This is a genomic window from Phycisphaerae bacterium (genome assembly GCA_028714855.1).
Taxonomy (GTDB): Bacteria; Planctomycetota; Phycisphaerae; order Sedimentisphaerales; family Anaerobacaceae; genus CAIYOL01.
This window is the reverse complement of the sequence record JAQTLP010000007.1, coordinates 1-15,594: the sequence shown is the minus strand read 5'-3', so window position 1 is coordinate 15,594 and position 15,594 is coordinate 1. Positions and strand designations below refer to the sequence as shown.

Genomic DNA, 15,594 nt, shown 5'->3' with positions numbered 1-15,594 from the left:
AAACACTCCATTACGAAAATGTAGTACATTATAATCACAAGATACCGGTAGTATCGGTCCTGATACCCTTTAACGCCATTTTTAATTCTTCTACATTTGGCGCATACTTATATGCCTCTTTCGGCTCGATGCTTCCGTCCATTATAAATTTAACGAGATTATCCGTAATATCCTGCATACCTTCTTCCTTCGAGTTTCGTATAACGTTCGGCAAATCGGCCTCGCGTCCATCGGCAATCAATTTTCTGACAGATGGGTTTGCAAGAAGAATCTCAACAACTGGTATCCTGCCAACGCCCTCCCTGATGCTCGGCAACAATACCTGACTAACGATGGCCATAATAGTCAAGCTCAAAGTTTGTCTTGCCAGGGCTCTTTCGTTTTGAGGGAAGAGGTCTAAAAGTCGCTGCACAGCGTGAGAGGCGCTTGACGAGTGTATTGTTCCAAAAACAAGATGACCGGTTTCCGCAGCCCTCATCGCAGCTATTACGCCATTGCAATCGCGTATTTCGGAGATATAGATTACATCAGGGTCCTGTCGCATCAGATATTTTAAGGCCTTATCATAATCTTCTACGTCAATGCCTATTTCTCTTTGCGATACGATTGCTTTTTTGTCCTTAATCAGATATTCGATGGGGTCTTCAACTGTAACTATATGGCAGGGACGGGTGCGGTTTATGTGGTCTAACATCGCCACAACTGTCGTGGTTTTGCCGCAACCGGTAGGACCTACTGTAAGGATCAGCCCATGCTTGCTATCACTTATTTTTTCCAGTATAGGGGGCAGGTTCAACCCCTCAAACGGCAGGATTTCAGCACTTACCCGCCTTGCTGCGAGACTAATCACGTTCCGCTGGCGAAACACGTTTACCCGGAATCGGTCTTCATCGCCGACTTCATGTGCGAAATCGAGGGTGCCGGTCTTAAGGAAAGATTCCTTCTGGTCAGGACTTAGTATCTCGAAGACAAGCTGTTTCATTCCCTCTTCGGTCATTACTTCGCCGGTGGTGTCTTTCAGCACTCCCTGAATACGCAATTTAGGCGGCTGGCCGACCTTCAAGTGCAGGTCGCTCGCCTTAGTTTTGATAGCAACCCTGAAGAACTTGTTTAACGCCGGCTCATTATCAGGATTCGGGTCTTGTTTCGCAGTCATTTTTTACTCTAAGACTTGTAAAAATAAACTCTTACATATACATATTATAATATCTCAAGGGAAATTGTCAACCTCGGCGTTCGAATAATATATTGATTTTCCAACACACCACGCACCGTTTGGAGGGGGAAGAAAACTGATAGTCAGGGTTGACATATCCTTGTTCAGATGCTTTAATCGCAGGCAGAGTTGCTGCCCCCTGCATTTCCCTCCGCGTCTTCCTGCCGAAGACAAGAGTAGGGGGGCAACAGAAAGAAGAGTTAAAAATGGCACCAAAGAAGATAGCTATTATGGTTGACGAAATGTACCAGGTTCTCGAAGTCTGGTACCCTTACTACCGGCTCAGGGAAGGGGGGTTTGAGGTCGATTTCGTTGCAGTAGAGGCAAAAAAAGAATACCATTCGAAAGAGGGCTATCCCTGCGTTTCGAATGTCGCGGCCGGCAAAGCCGACGCCGGCGATTATGCCTGTATGATTGTGCCGGGCGGTTTTGCCCCGGATTTTATGCGAAGAAGTGCGGATGTTATAAAATTCGCAAACAATATGGTAAATGCTGGCAAAGTCATAGCGGCTATCTGCCACGGCGGATGGCTGTTGTGCAGCACGAAAATCTATAACGGCAGGAAAGCTACCTGTTTTATGTCAATTAAAGATGATGTCAAAAACGCAGGGGCTGAATATATGGATACCGAGTGTGTCGTTGACGGCAATTTGATTACATCCCGCAAACCGGATGATTTACCGGCTTTCTGCACAGCAATTTTAAAGGCCTTGAAAAAATAATAGGAGCAGCTTCTTATGAAACCAGTAAAGCCAGGAAAAGAGAAAGAAAAAACGCCGGTAGTGCTGGTCGTTGACGACAATCAGCAAAATCTTGAACTGCTACAGGCTTATCTTGAGGATGTGGACTGCGAGACAGTCCCTGCGCATGACGGCCCGGAGGCGCTGGAGATTATAGGAAACAATCCTCCTGATTTGATTCTACTGGATGTGATGATGCCCAAAATGAGCGGGTTCGAGGTCTGTAAGAGAATAAAAAACGACCCCAAGACCAGTGACATCCCCATAATAATGGTAACTGCGCTTAACGAATTCGGCGATATTGAACGCGGCATTGATTCGGGCACGGACGATTTTTTAAGCAAACCAGTGAACAAACTGGAGCTTATGACACGGGTCAAAATAATGCTGAAGTTAAAGCATATAACCGACAAACTCGAACGCACATTAGCTTACCTAAGCGAGATAGAAAAACAGGCACAGGTAGCAAAACTTGGCTCAGAATAGATTTGAATTTGCGGCCTTTAGGGGTTTTGCGGACAGCAGGGGGGTAAAGTCCGTAAATCCGCTTTGTTCGACACCGCCACAACGAGTGCCGGATTAGAATCGCAATAATCCCTACACCACACACAATCGCCACTTATACCCTGAAAAATCAACACTTATATGCTTAATTAGGCAGCCGGGGGGTTAACAATTGCGGTGCGATAGTCGATATTTGCCAGTGGAGCGAAATACATCGGTTTACTGAATACTGAGTTGTGAGGGTGTATGAGCAGATTGCTTGAAATTCTCGGCAGGGGGATGACGGTCGACACAACCGAGCTGATATGGCATTGGCTGAACAACGAATCTTCACAGATACAGCAGTTAGATAAAATCATTGAGCTGATGGGCACCAGAAAGTTCGACACCGCCCAAGAGCAGCTAAGACTGTATCTTTTTGAAAATCCCTCCTGCACATATGGGCGATTGGCATCGGCAGCAATGTGTCTGCAGCAAAACCGGCTGGACGCCGCCATCGAAGAGTTAAACTCTGTCTATTCGCGTCAGCCTAACAATACAATGGCTCTTTATGCACTGGGGCACTGTTATGAGCGCCTCGGCAAAGAGTCTGAAGCCGCGGAGTTTTATCAGGATTGTCTGAAGTTCAAAAACTATTTACAGCTTCCCAGGCAACGGCTGGCTGCCATTTATTTCAAAAACGGCCAATTGGAAAAGACCACAGCCGAATATGAGCTGTTAAGGAACGAATATCCCGATGACCTGCCAACGTTGTTAGCGCTTGGTCATTTATATATTGCCGGCGCCAAATATGTAAAGGCCATTGAAACATTTAACACCGCAATTTTAATACACCCGGACAATTTTCACGCTGATGATAATAGTTTAGATGGGCTCATTGCCGACGGCCAGCTTCACGAGGCAGCCGAGCAGCTTGAAAATTTAATAGAAGCACAGCCAGACAGGGCGGATTTGTTAGTCAGATACGCCGATGTGCTTAGTATGCTGGGCGCTACAACAGAGGCAGTTTCACGGTATGAAGACGCGATTCGCCTTTGCCCGGGTTTCCTGGATGCGACGATAAAGCTTGGAACGCACTATTTGCAGATGCACGATGAGCGCCTCGCCGCCCAGCAATTTAATAGAGCAGTTGAGATAAATGACCAGATAGTTGATGCGTATATCGGACTTGCAATTGGCCAAAAATCAGCCGGCAATGTCTCGGGCGCCTTACTAACATTATCGCTGGCTGCGGCGATAGACGCCAACAGCTCCTTGCTGCTTGCCGAAACAGCCACCCTGCAGTTCAAAACAGATTTTGTCATAAATCCTGAGTCTCACGAAGAAGACGGCTCAATCAGCCTAATCGAGAATGACTCAATTAACCTGATTGAGGATGTGATTGGTATCCATCAGCAGCAAATCGCTAACCGTCCGCAAAATCCGGATTTGCATTATAGGCTCGGAGTTCTAATGATGAGCGTCGGAAAGCTAAATGAGGCTGCCAAGCTACTGCAGACCGCTTTGGAGATAAACCCAACCTATGCCAGGGCCAAGAGCAAGCTGGCGGCATGCCTGTTCGAAACCGGCCAGAGGCAGAGCGCACTGGAGTGTCTTACTGGTCCAGACCGTCTCGATAAGGATACTCTCGAGCTGCATTATAAAGCGGCCTTGCTTTATTGTGATAGCCTCAAGTTTGCATCGTCGCTCATCAATCTCAACCGCACACTGGATAACAATTTCACCTCCGCCGATGCTACAGTGAACATTTCAATAGTTCTTCAAAACCTTGGCCTGTTAGACAGGGCTGCTGCTATGTGGGACAATCTTTCGGACACAGCTTCGCAGGCACTCAAAAGTCAATTATAAGTGCACAAAAGGCCCAAAACACGCAATTCGGCTATTTGGCCTAAAACCAAGCTTAATGAAACATAACATATATTATGAGACGTTGATTGTTTCTAAAACAATCACACCAGCGAGGAAATTGTTCAAAACTCAAAGTCAAATGATATGCTCTGATTGGGCCCGCAGAGATATCGGCTTACCTAATATCTCGTAATGCAGAATCGCCCTTCTCAGACTTTCAGGATTTTTATAATCAGACAAAATTTCAGAGAGATATTTTGTCCGTGGTATTTCTGCTCCGGTTGCGGGATGCTCCGCCGAGATGAGCGGCACATCAGCTTCAACAGTAACTTTTGCCAGCTTCGGCTGAACTTGTGACACAACCGCCTGCCGGGCTACGGCAGGGCGCATCACCCTTACGAGCGGCTTGGACACTTCAGGGCTGGGTTGACCGCTCGATTCGGCCTCTTCAGGAAGCCCAAAAAGCTGCTTAAGCATCTTAAGGTCTATCAAATCTTCAGGCGGTTTACGCACCGGCTTACCGGGTGCTTGTTCTTTGCCTTTCGGCGTGGTCTTATTTGCTTTTGCTTTGAGGATACTGCCGACCGCATAGAAAATCGCCAGTATCACAAACCCGAGTATTTGCATCCAGGTGTTATCTTCGTTGCTGTTTCGGGCAGCCAGAACTAATTGTGCCAGCCAGTAGTTCATAAATTACTCATGTTTTTTTGGTTTTGCGATAGAATCCCGCATCTCGGTATCTGCATTTATATTTTTCAATCGATAGTAGTCCATAATGCCGAGATTGCCTTTCTGGAAAGCTTCGGCGATTGCCAGCGGCACCCTTGCCTCGTTCTCTACGACCAGCGCCCGCATTTCCTGCTCACGTGCAAATGCCATGGCCCTGCGTTTTTCCGCCTCGGCCTGTGCCCGAACTAAATCTGCCTGGGCCTGGTGCTTCTGCAGTTCCGCCCCGACGTTCACGCCCACATCGACATCCGCAATATCGATGGATAAAATCTCAAAAGCCGTCCCGGCATCAAGCCCTTTGGCCAAAACCGACTTTGAGATTTTGTCCGGATTTTCCAGTACGTTCTTATACGTTACCGCACTGCCGATAGTAGTTACAATTCCCTCGCCTACACGTGCAATAACCGTCTCTTCAGTTGCTCCACCGACCAATCGTTGAATATTTGCACGCACCGTTACACGCGCCTTTGCCTTCAACTGAATGCCGTCCTGGGCAACGGCGTCTATTGTATCCTTGCCCTTTTTGGGGTCGGGACAGTCAATTACCTTCGGATTGACGCTCGTCTGAACGGCATCAAGAATATCCCGACCTGCGAGGTCAATTGCAGTCGCTGTCTTCAAAGACAAATCGATGTTCGCTCTGTCAGCAGCTACTAATGCACGTACTACATTTGGCACCCGCCCGCCGGCTAAATAATGACTTTCCAAATCCCGCGTCGTTAGACTCAGACCCGCCTGAACGGCGGTTATCTTGCTTATAACTATGGTTCTCGTATCGACCTTTCGCAGCCACATTCCGATAAGCTCGGAGAATTTGACATCTGCCCGGGACAATTTGGCCTGCAGCCATAACCTGAAAAACTTCAAAAACAACAAAAATAATCCCAATACTACCAGTACGAGAACGACTAAGACCGCCACTCCGACAACTCTTACCGGGCTTTCTGCCGCCAGGATTGTATTTATCAAATTACTCATCTTTTTTTCCTTTCTTTAGTTCTCTTCTATAACACGAACAGTCAATTGAGTCCCTTCCACGTGGATGACTTTAATCTTCTTGCCTTTATCAACATAACCACCTTCAGCGACACATTCAACCCTTTGTCCCGAAAAATCACACATCCCCACCGGCCGCAGCGGCGTAAGGACCACGCCGACAGCGCCGAGCAGCTCTTTTAGTTCGGGTGTATCAGCTATGGCGTCGCCTCGCTGACGCTCTGACGGCACAAGTATTACACTCTTGCCGAATTTGGTTTTCGGAAATATCTTATAAGCGATGACCAGTACCGATGGTATCATTATAATAGCAATAATCACGCCCACCCAGCCTGTTGCGGCGCTGTGACGGAAAAATATCACTACCCCCCCCACCAAACAGGCCAGTGCACAGACACTTATCAGCCCGCCGCTTGGTATAAACACTTCGGCTATTATCAACGCCGCACACGTTAAATATAAAAAAACAGCAAAAGCAAGCCACCAGTCCATATTTATCCCTCTAATTAACTCTTTGCAGCCCTGACAACGACCCTATTGCCGTGAATTTCGATTATCTCTACCTTTGTTCCTCTGTCAAGGAACTCTGCTTCGGCAAGCACATCTACTATTGCATAGCCGAATTTAGCTTTTCCCGCAGGCCGCAGTGTCGAAACCACCTCACCGATATCCCCGACATTTACGCCGGCATTTTTTTCGTCAGGCGGGGCAGTCATACTGACTTTCACTCCGCCGCCCTGCTGCGCAGCGGTAGGTATGAGTATCAGCCCGCTGAGGAACTGCAGCTTCGGCAGATACCTTGTAAGAATCCACGCAAGAACAGCGAACCCGACAAAACCAAATACCAGCCCCAGCACACCATCATTGAATAATTGCCAGTCAAGCTGCGTTTGCGGCCACGGCATCTTGTCAGGTGGATTCTTGACGAGCATGCCGAATAGGCCCGCCAATATGAATATTATTCCTAAAAACCCTACGACTCCGAAGCCGGGCAGAACAAAAATTTCTATCATCAGCAAAAGCAAACCTATGACAAACAGCGCCACTTCCACCCAATTGGCCATTCCAACGAGATATTTGCTGCCGATTATAATCGCAAAGCATATAACCGCCGCCAGCCCCGGCAAACCGACACCCGGCGTATTAAATTCGATATAGACCCCCAGCAGAGCCAGCATCACCAGCACCCCCATCACTGCAGGAGAATTCAGCCACCTGACCATCTCTTCCGACCAACTGGTTTCCAGCGATATCGGCTCACCGGCAAAAATGACACCATCGCGTTTGGCCAGAAAATCCATCGCCTCCGCCCTGCCGCCAACAACCGACCTTGCTATACCATATTCAAAAGCCTGGGAAGCGGTGAGTGTTAACAGCTCGTCATTTTTTACTACCAATTCCTTGTTGTCCAAGTCGTACTTTTTTTTGTCATCCGGAAGTTGATGCCCCTCGAAAAATTCTTTCTTGCCCGTTTTTAGATTCTTCACCCTGTAAACTTCCGTTTGCATAGTGACCATTGCCTTTAGCAGAACATCCGGGTAACCGTTTGCCTCGGCTGCACGCTTAAACGCTGCACGGGTAAAGCTCTCGGTCTTTTCCCGCTCGACACCCTCAAGCTTAGCACCAATCTGAATGGGGGCGCAATCGCCTATGGTGGTGTTTTCACGCATTATTATGTCCTGACAAGAAACACTTATCATTGCGCCGGCTGATATCGCCTCGGTTGTTATATAGGCAACAGTGTGGGCTTTCTTAGCAACATCAAGTATAAAGTACTTCGATATATCATCTGCCGATTGAAGAAGACCGCCGTATGTGCTTATCTCATATATCAGGTACTCTGCTCCCGCATCGAGCGCAATTTGTGTCCTTCGCTCAATTGACTTATATAGGCCGTTGTCAATCATCCCTTTGCAGACGATTACCACCGCTTTGACCGTTTGCCCCTGCATTGGAACACTGTTCGGCTCAAATGCCGAATTGGGCGTCAGTAAGAATAACAGACACAATAAAATCGTCGCAAATTTCCGCAATGGCTTCTTCATACGCACAATTTTACCCCGCTATTGCTTATTTAGCAATATTTTCTAATGCCGGAGTTAATAAGAAGTAACTTTTTTCGGCTCGATTCCATCCCATTGCAGACCGCCTATTACCGCCTGCGCGATATTTGTGAGATGGTCGCCGATTTTCTCGACATTATCGACAAAATCGATGAATATCAATCCTGACTCCGCTCCGCAAACCCCGTCGTTCATCCGCTGAACGTGGCTGCGGCGAAAATCCACCTGCATCTTATTGATGTTCTTTTCGTTCTCGAGGGCCGATTTCGCCGCTTCTATATCGCTGTTTTCCAGTGCCGCTACAATCTTTTCGAACATCCGGTCGATTTCTTGTGTTAATTTAGCCGCTTCAGCATTGGCATTCGTGCTGAAAATTATCTTCTGTTCAATTTTTCGCTCCGCGATTTCCGCGATGTTAACGGCGTGGTCGCCCACTCGTTCAAGGTCATTAACTGTATGCAGAAGCACCGGCAGTTCCCTAGATACCTCCTCCGACAACTGCTCTCTCGACAGCCCAACAAGGTACGATGTAATCGCAAGCTGAAATTCATCGGTAACATCTTCGCCTGCCCTTGCCCTTTCCAGTCTGCGCTCATCATCGTTGAGCAGGCCCTTGATAGCTTGCTGGACCGCCTCTTTGGCCTTCTTTGCCATTCGAATTATTTCTCGCTTGGCTTGCTCAAGCGCCAGCACGGGTGTACGGAACAGATGTCTTTCCAGCACGACCGGCTTCTTATCCAATTCCCTCTTTGTAACAGGAATAAGCTTTATCACTATAACTTCCAGCAACCCGATAAGCGGCAGGAATATAATGGTATTGATAATATTAAACACGCTGTGAGCTACGGCCATATAAACCATTATCGTGCTTTGTGACAACTCCCACGGCGTAACCCACTTCACTATTTCAGTATACACTCCCATCAACAATAACGGCAGGAAATAAACCGTTCCCACTACATTGAATATAACATGTCCCATTGCTGCCCGTTTGGAATTACGTGATGCCGGAAGGGCCGCCAATGGCGCTGTAATTGTTGTACCGATATTACTACCCAGTATAAATGGTATCACAACACGCAGCACCAAACCCCAATCCATCCCGAAAGCACCTTTGAAAGCCAGGACCTGCACTATCGCCACAAATGCAGAACTGCTCTGTAAAAGCGCTGTTATCACAGCCCCCGCCAGAACCCCAAGTAAAGGATTTTCTCCTAACCGAACTAAGGCATCCTGCACGACCCTGCTTTCGCTTATGTTAAATCCTTCCGGGCCGAAGGCATCGCTCATAAACGTAAGCCCCAAAAACAAAAGCCCCAAACCCAGCACAATGTTACCAAACCCCCTGCTTTTCTGTGTTTTCCCGACAAGTTGCAGCAGAAAACCCACCCCAATAGCCGGCAATGCATACTTCATTACAGCTAACCCGCCGATACCAAGTAATGAAACTACCCACGCCGTTATTGTTGTTCCAATATTCGCTCCGAGAATGACGCCCAGCGATTGTCTTAATGTCAAAAGCCCTGCATTTACAAGACCAACGACCATTACGGAAGTAGCTCCGCTTGCTTGTATCAAACACGTAACAAGCGCTCCTACCAGAACACCCATAACAGGAGTTCTTGTCAGTGTCTCAAGAAGTTTTTTAAGTTTCTGCCCCGCCGCCTGTTTTAGCCCGTTCGACATCAGCGTCATTCCAAGAAAAAACAGGCCCAGCCCCCCTATCGTCAAGAAAATCATGCTTTTAATCACTCACAGTCTCCTTACGTCAATCTTCGCAATATCCTTATCCCTTGCTCAATTTTCTCGTCGCTGGTCGCGTAACTTATCCGGAAGTGCGTGTCTTTTTCACTGAATACATTGCCCGGAATAATAAGCACGTTATTTGCGATTGCTTTTTCTACAAACTTCGTCGCCCCCCCTGCCGGCGCCCTGGCAAACGCATAAAACGCCCCGCCCGGCTTGACCATCTCGAATTTATCTTTCAACCCCTCGTAAATAAGGTCCCGTTTTTTTCGATACGCTGTCACCAAATCGCTCACGTCATAATCGAGGGCCGCTATCGCCGCTTTTTGGAAAGGACTCGGCGCACAGACAAAGGTATATTGCTGTATCTTGGTCATCTGTTCAACTACGTCTTTAAGGGACTCGTCTGCCGCCGCGAATCCCAATCGCCACCCCGCCATTGCGTAAGACTTGCTGAATCCTCGCAGTAAAAGAACTTTCTTATAGCAACTTGCTATGCTCGGGCATTTTCCTTCGTAGCAAAATTTGTCGTATATCTCGTCGGTTATAACAAGTATATCTTTCTCCGCCGCTATCCCGGCAAGTGCCTTTATCTGCTCCTGCGAATATACCACGCCGGTCGGATTACAGGGCGAATTGACTATAATCATCTTGGTTTTGCCGGTTATCGCCTTGCTTATCTTCTCTACCGGAAGCTCGAAACTCGGATAGCTATCGACAAAAACACACTTGCCGCCCAGCATATTGACCAGGTGCTTATACATCACAAAATACGGGTCAGGTATAATCACCTCGTCGCCGGGATTGACCAGCGCCATAAACGCCAGAAGCAGTCCCCCGCTTACCCCGCTGGTAACCAGCACCGCGGGCTCGTCCCATCCAAACTCTTTTTTCACTAATCCGGCGATTTTCTCTTTTAGAAGTGTGTCCCCCGCTGTTTGTGAATATTTGTTCCCCCCTGCCTTGATTGCTTTTATCGCCTCTTCTTTTAACGGTCCGGGTACGTCGAAATCCGGTTGACCAATAGAAAAGTTTACCGGATCCTTCATCTTCTCCCCCAGCGCAAAGACCTTCCTAATCCCGCTGGCGTCTATTTTGCTCGTCCTGTCGGCCAGAATCTTTTTCATTTGACCGATATAGTAACCGAATCGGCCAAAAAGTCAAAACACAAAATCCAGATTATCATTATGAACGACGTGAAGAATATCCCCAACTACTCAATCGTAAAGAATAAATCACAACACCTCCAATAACCAATCGGAGTCCCCCCTGCTACGCGCTAACTACTCACTAAGAACTTATGTTAACCTTTTTCTTTTCCTTTTCCTTTAGGTTTTTCTTTAGATGGTGCTGCCGCCGCAGGCTTTGCCCCTGCCGGTGCTGCTCCTGCCGCCGGCTTTGCTCCTGCCGCTGCCGGTGCTTCCGGTGCTGCTCCAGCCACTGCTCCTTCTACAGCAGCAGCTTCTTCCTTCACTTTCTTGCCGGCGTGGCTCTTGCGGTGAGCAATCTTGGGAAGCCCAAAAACCGACTGCCCTTCAAGCCATCGCTCTTCGTCTTTTAACTTTCCAACGCGCTCTGCACGTGTTAAAACATTTCTGTGTCTCTCCAGAGCACCTTTGATTTTTAAGGAACGGTCAACAGACATTCAATATTTCTCCTGAAAAACTATTCAAACTTCTTGCCATATGCATCACGAAACGGCTGCGTGCCAAAAGATTCACTTCCCGGCGGTGCCTTATATTTAGCACCCAGCTCAATTATCTTCTGTTTAGCAAGGTAACCATCTGTCCCCGGTCTTCCCGGATTTTCATATTTATCCTTGGTAACCAGATAATACCACGCGTCGATTTTTATTATTTCAGTCTCTATGCCGAACCCGGCGAAATACTGTTTTACCGGCTCCAAATCGGCCCTGAGCTGGTAAGACTGTATCACAATCCGATTATCGCCCTTCGGCTTAACCGGCTCAACTTCCTGAACAACCGGCGTTTTTTCTACGACCGGAACAACTTTTTGCGGTGCGACAGCAGCCGTCACTTTTGGCGTTGTTTTCTGCACAGTTGTCGGCATTTTCGCAGCCGGGCCAGCCGCCTTTTGGGCGCTTCGGTAACTCATTTGCCCAAGCCGAAACGCTATTAAAACTAACAGAACAAACCCTAAAAGCATTGCAATCGCAAGCTGATACGGCACCGATATTTCAATCCTGCCGGCATTGAACTGCACGGCTCTCGGCTTATTGAGCCAAACCGCGGCCCTTTTGGGCAATTGTATCGAAATCCTTGCCGGCGATTGCGATTGCTTATCTTCGCCGGAGGCTTCCGGGTGCAGCGGCTCTAATGCCTTGTCATAGCGAGGTTTAGGCCAGGTTGCTTTACTCATTACCTCGTAAAGAGCCTTTTTTTCATTATGCGCCATAACCACACCCGCTCAATTTCGATACGATAATCCGCTATTTTACCGGGAAAACTCTAAAGGGCAAGCCAAAAATTGTCAAATTCTAAAAATGGTTAAATCCGCCTTCGCCCGCTTCTATTGCGAATATGTCCCCGCTTCTTTTATGCTTATATAAGGCTTTCATCTTAACCCGAAATAACATCTTTTAAAGATTTCACCGGAGCCTGAAATTTAACATCTTCGAACTGCTCAAAATGTCGTTTTCCGCAAATGATTTTATATCTTTCTGCCGGAGCAAGTTCGTCAATATTATTCGTTCCTTTTGTTTCGGCAACAAAGTAAACTTTTTTATCTCCCTCATAAACTAAAGCCCAATCAGGATTATATGTACCAAGCGGAGTTTCTATTTTAAACCAGAAAGGCAATTTGAGATAAAATTTGATATCATCTCTTTTTTCGCATTCTCTGGCAAAGTCCTTTTCGATATTACTGTCTGTTTGAATATAATCATAAACAGTCTTTTCTTTTTTCTTAACTTCAAATAAATCTTCAAAATATCCGGAAAGTTCTTCATTATCAAAAAGCATCTGGTCCCAGTATGAATTGCCTATTTTTTCATATTTAATCCCGTAAACAATCATTTCATTCAGAACGACATTTATTGCTTCGCAGACTTTATCCATAAACTGCTGTGGATTGATAAAAATATCTTCAATTTTACCCGACTCAAGCAAAATCCTGCAAATTGTGTCACGGGTTAATCTGGTCTTGTTCTGAATATACGAAAGAATATCTGGAACACTTTCTATGTCGCTATACAAATCTCTGCTTGATTGTGTTCTTAACTCCGCCGTAACTGCGGTTTTGTCCATTCCGATATCTGCTTTGCTTCGCAGTAGTTTTGGCTTTGTTATTTTGATTTCACCTATTTTTTTACCGGTAAGTTTTATCAATTCATTAGTATTATAATCTACACTGTAATGTGTCTTCTGCTTAATTTTATCCCAAAGAAGCTTGAAATTTTCGTCAAGTTGTAAGTTCTTTTTCAGCTTTATTTCTTTCTTCTTCTTTTTATCCTTAATTCTCCCGCCGAATTTAACGCCGCATTCCTCTTCAATTTCAGACTGCAAGGCTTTCGCAAAATCTTCGTAATATTCATTCGCCGAAACAGTGAGGACATTTATATTTTCGTCAAATACTCTTTTGCCGTCCTGATTGACTGGCAGTCTCAAACCTCTTCCTATTTCCTGCCTTTTCTTTAACGTTGACTGTGTTTCGTTAAGCGTGCATATCTGAAATACATTTGGATTGTCCCAACCCTCGCGCAGTGCAGAGTGTGAAAATATAAATCTCAAAGGTTCGTTAATATCAAGCAGCCGTTCCTTATCTTTCATTATCAACGCATAAGTATCATCATCAACTGCCGTATCTCCGCTTGTATCTTTAAGAATACCTTTTTTGTCCTGTGAGAAATACCCATTATGAACCTGTTTGACCTTATATTTCAGCAAATCTTTATATTTGTCTTGTTTTCTTATCTTTTCGTAAAATTCTTCAAACCATAAGGCTATTTTGCCTTTAACTGGATTATCATTTTCATAATTACGGTAATTTGCCACCCGATCGATAAAGAACAGTGTTAAAACTTTTATCCCCTTATCTTTTAATCGTTTTTCTTTTTCAAAATGATTGTTTATTGTGCTTTCAATCTGATATTTCATTATCTCATCGGTTAGTCCGCCTTGTTTTTGACCGGTATTAAGAATAAGACCGTTATTGAAAGTTATAGAATCCCTGTCAATTTCGTTTACGATGAAACCATCTTTATATAAATCTCTTTTATTAGACTTATCATATAGGTCGTCACCGATTGAGACATTAACATCTTTTTTCCCAACCCCATCTTGTGTATTAACATCTATTCGCAGCTTTACGATTATTTTTTTCGTTTGAGGCCTTATGCTCTTCACCTCAATATATGCCTGATTAAAACTATCCGCCTCTGTTATCCCGTCAACTTCAATTCTTTTAACAAGCCCTAAATCATAAGCCTTTACTGGATCAAGCCGGTATATTTCATTGTATCTTACCGTGTGTGTCGCCGAATACCGCAGCGTACACAATGGATTTAACTTTGCTATCGCTTGTCTCCTGATATCCGTCTCCATATTCTGCGGTTCATCGACAATAACTATCGGCCTCGTCGCACTGATAAACTCCGCCGGAATCCCCCAGTCGCTTTGCTGAAAAAATATATTTCCTGCCCTTGTGAACTGGTCTATATTCATTACCATTATCTGGAGTGTATTAGTCGTTGCAAAATTTCTGGCAAGTCCTCTTTTTTTAGGGTTGAAAACGTAGAAATCCAATGTCGGCTTTTCATAGAGCATATCGAAATGCTCTTTTGTTATCTCAAGATTTTTTAATGCACCCTCTTTAATTGCTATGCTCGGCACAACAATAATAAACTTCTTAAAACCATATTGTTTATAAAGCTCGTGTATGGTTCGCAGATATACGTATGTCTTTCCCGTCCCCGTCTCCATTTCTATTGAAAAGTGCATACCCTGCCATTTATATTTGCTTTCACTTACTGTGTCGTATGCATGCCCCAAGGGAGTGTGTCCAAAAGGGGTATGACCAAAACCCTTTAATATTTCATTTTTAAGTTGAACTTTTTCAAGATTTGCTTCGATTGTTTCTTGGTCTAACAATAGATTATTCGCAACAACGCTTAAAAAAGTCCCGCCTACCGATGTTGCCTTTGAATAAGCAAAGTCGCTTGCCCCCGCCGGCTGGCCCTTAAATAAATCCATCGCCGCGTTTATCGCGTCCAACTGAAAACTTTGATTTGCGTCAAATTGTAACTTCATATTCTTAAATTTGATATCTGAAATCTCAAATTTGAGATTTTTTATTCTTCTTCTTTCGGATAATCCTGTGGCCTTGCCTTTCGCAGAGTTTCTTCGAGTTGTCTTTCAAACGCTTCCCTGCTTTTATTTCCCTGATAAACAATGCGAACTTTATCATTCAAATGCCGCTGGCCTTTGATATCGCTGTTCTGCAGGTTGTCTGCCCACCCTCGTATCTGGCGAGAGCATGATTCAGCTAAAGATTTGAGATCTGAAATCTGAGATTTGAGATGCTCCGCCTCGGGAAATCTTTCCGTAAAAAGCAGCATTGAGCGAGTTTCTCCGCACGACCCCCGCGCAATATAAAGAAACGCCAGCAGTTCCGCCGTTGTGCCGCGTTCGAAACCCTCAGCGATATTATTTGAAACCGACAACGCCGCTCTACGAATTTGTCCCCGCAAGTCTCCCTGCTGAGCAAAGAATTTGTCTTTCGTCAGTCCATATAC

General features: G+C 45.7%; 14 protein-coding genes. 3 read left to right on the top strand and 11 right to left on the bottom strand.

The genetic code is table 11. From position 1 onward, the window contains the following. Positions 1–34: 34 nt before the first annotated feature. Positions 35–1,156, bottom strand: a complete 1,122-nt coding sequence (locus PHG53_06835) for a PilT/PilU family type 4a pilus ATPase (GenBank protein MDD5381334.1) — start codon at positions 1,154–1,156, stop codon at positions 35–37. Between the two features lie 266 nt (positions 1,157–1,422). On the opposite strand from PHG53_06835, the gene PHG53_06830 reads away from it, so the two are divergent. The 3 genes from PHG53_06830 (at position 1,423) to PHG53_06820 (ending at position 4,308) form a co-directional block, all read left to right on the top strand. After that, complete coding sequence (locus PHG53_06830) at positions 1,423–1,938, top strand: type 1 glutamine amidotransferase (protein MDD5381333.1); 516 nt, start codon at positions 1,423–1,425, stop codon at positions 1,936–1,938. 15 nt (positions 1,939–1,953) lie between these two features. After that, positions 1,954–2,442, top strand: a complete 489-nt coding sequence (locus PHG53_06825) for a response regulator (protein ID MDD5381332.1) — start codon at positions 1,954–1,956, stop codon at positions 2,440–2,442. 264 nt (positions 2,443–2,706) lie between these two features. Then, complete coding sequence (locus PHG53_06820) at positions 2,707–4,308, top strand: tetratricopeptide repeat protein (GenBank protein MDD5381331.1); 1,602 nt, start codon at positions 2,707–2,709, stop codon at positions 4,306–4,308. 135 nt (positions 4,309–4,443) lie between these two features. On the opposite strand, the gene PHG53_06815 is transcribed toward PHG53_06820, so the two are convergent. The 10 genes from PHG53_06815 to PHG53_06770 all read right to left on the bottom strand — a co-directional run. Next, positions 4,444–4,998, bottom strand: coding sequence for a hypothetical protein (locus PHG53_06815; GenBank protein MDD5381330.1), 555 nt, complete (start codon positions 4,996–4,998; stop codon positions 4,444–4,446). A gap of 3 nt (positions 4,999–5,001) precedes the next feature. Then, positions 5,002–6,015, bottom strand: coding sequence for a flotillin-like protein FloA (gene floA, locus PHG53_06810; GenBank protein ID MDD5381329.1), 1,014 nt, complete (start codon positions 6,013–6,015; stop codon positions 5,002–5,004). 15 nt (positions 6,016–6,030) lie between these two features. Beyond that, positions 6,031–6,525 carry an NfeD family protein gene (locus PHG53_06805; protein MDD5381328.1) on the bottom strand — a complete coding sequence of 165 codons (495 nt, stop codon included), beginning with the start codon at positions 6,523–6,525 and terminating at the stop codon, positions 6,031–6,033. A 14-nt stretch (positions 6,526–6,539) separates the two neighbouring features. Further along, positions 6,540–8,078, bottom strand: a complete 1,539-nt coding sequence (locus tag PHG53_06800) for an NfeD family protein (protein ID MDD5381327.1) — start codon at positions 8,076–8,078, stop codon at positions 6,540–6,542. A gap of 54 nt (positions 8,079–8,132) precedes the next feature. After that, positions 8,133–9,848, bottom strand: coding sequence for a Na/Pi cotransporter family protein (locus tag PHG53_06795; GenBank protein ID MDD5381326.1), 1,716 nt, complete (start codon positions 9,846–9,848; stop codon positions 8,133–8,135). Between the two features lie 11 nt (positions 9,849–9,859). Beyond that, a complete protein-coding gene (locus PHG53_06790) occupies positions 9,860–10,969 on the bottom strand; it encodes an aminotransferase class I/II-fold pyridoxal phosphate-dependent enzyme (protein ID MDD5381325.1) in 1,110 nt (369 codons plus the stop codon). A gap of 176 nt (positions 10,970–11,145) precedes the next feature. Continuing rightward, on the bottom strand, positions 11,146–11,487 hold the full coding sequence (locus PHG53_06785; GenBank protein MDD5381324.1) for a small basic protein: 342 nt from the start codon (positions 11,485–11,487) through the stop codon (positions 11,146–11,148). Between the two features lie 20 nt (positions 11,488–11,507). Next, complete coding sequence (locus tag PHG53_06780) at positions 11,508–12,257, bottom strand: hypothetical protein (GenBank protein ID MDD5381323.1); 750 nt, start codon at positions 12,255–12,257, stop codon at positions 11,508–11,510. A 164-nt stretch (positions 12,258–12,421) separates the two neighbouring features. Continuing rightward, positions 12,422–15,109, bottom strand: a complete 2,688-nt coding sequence (locus PHG53_06775; GenBank protein MDD5381322.1) for a DEAD/DEAH box helicase family protein — start codon at positions 15,107–15,109, stop codon at positions 12,422–12,424. A 41-nt stretch (positions 15,110–15,150) separates the two neighbouring features. Then, a partial coding sequence (locus tag PHG53_06770; protein ID MDD5381321.1) for a four helix bundle protein occupies positions 15,151–15,594 on the bottom strand: 444 nt, incomplete at its 5' end.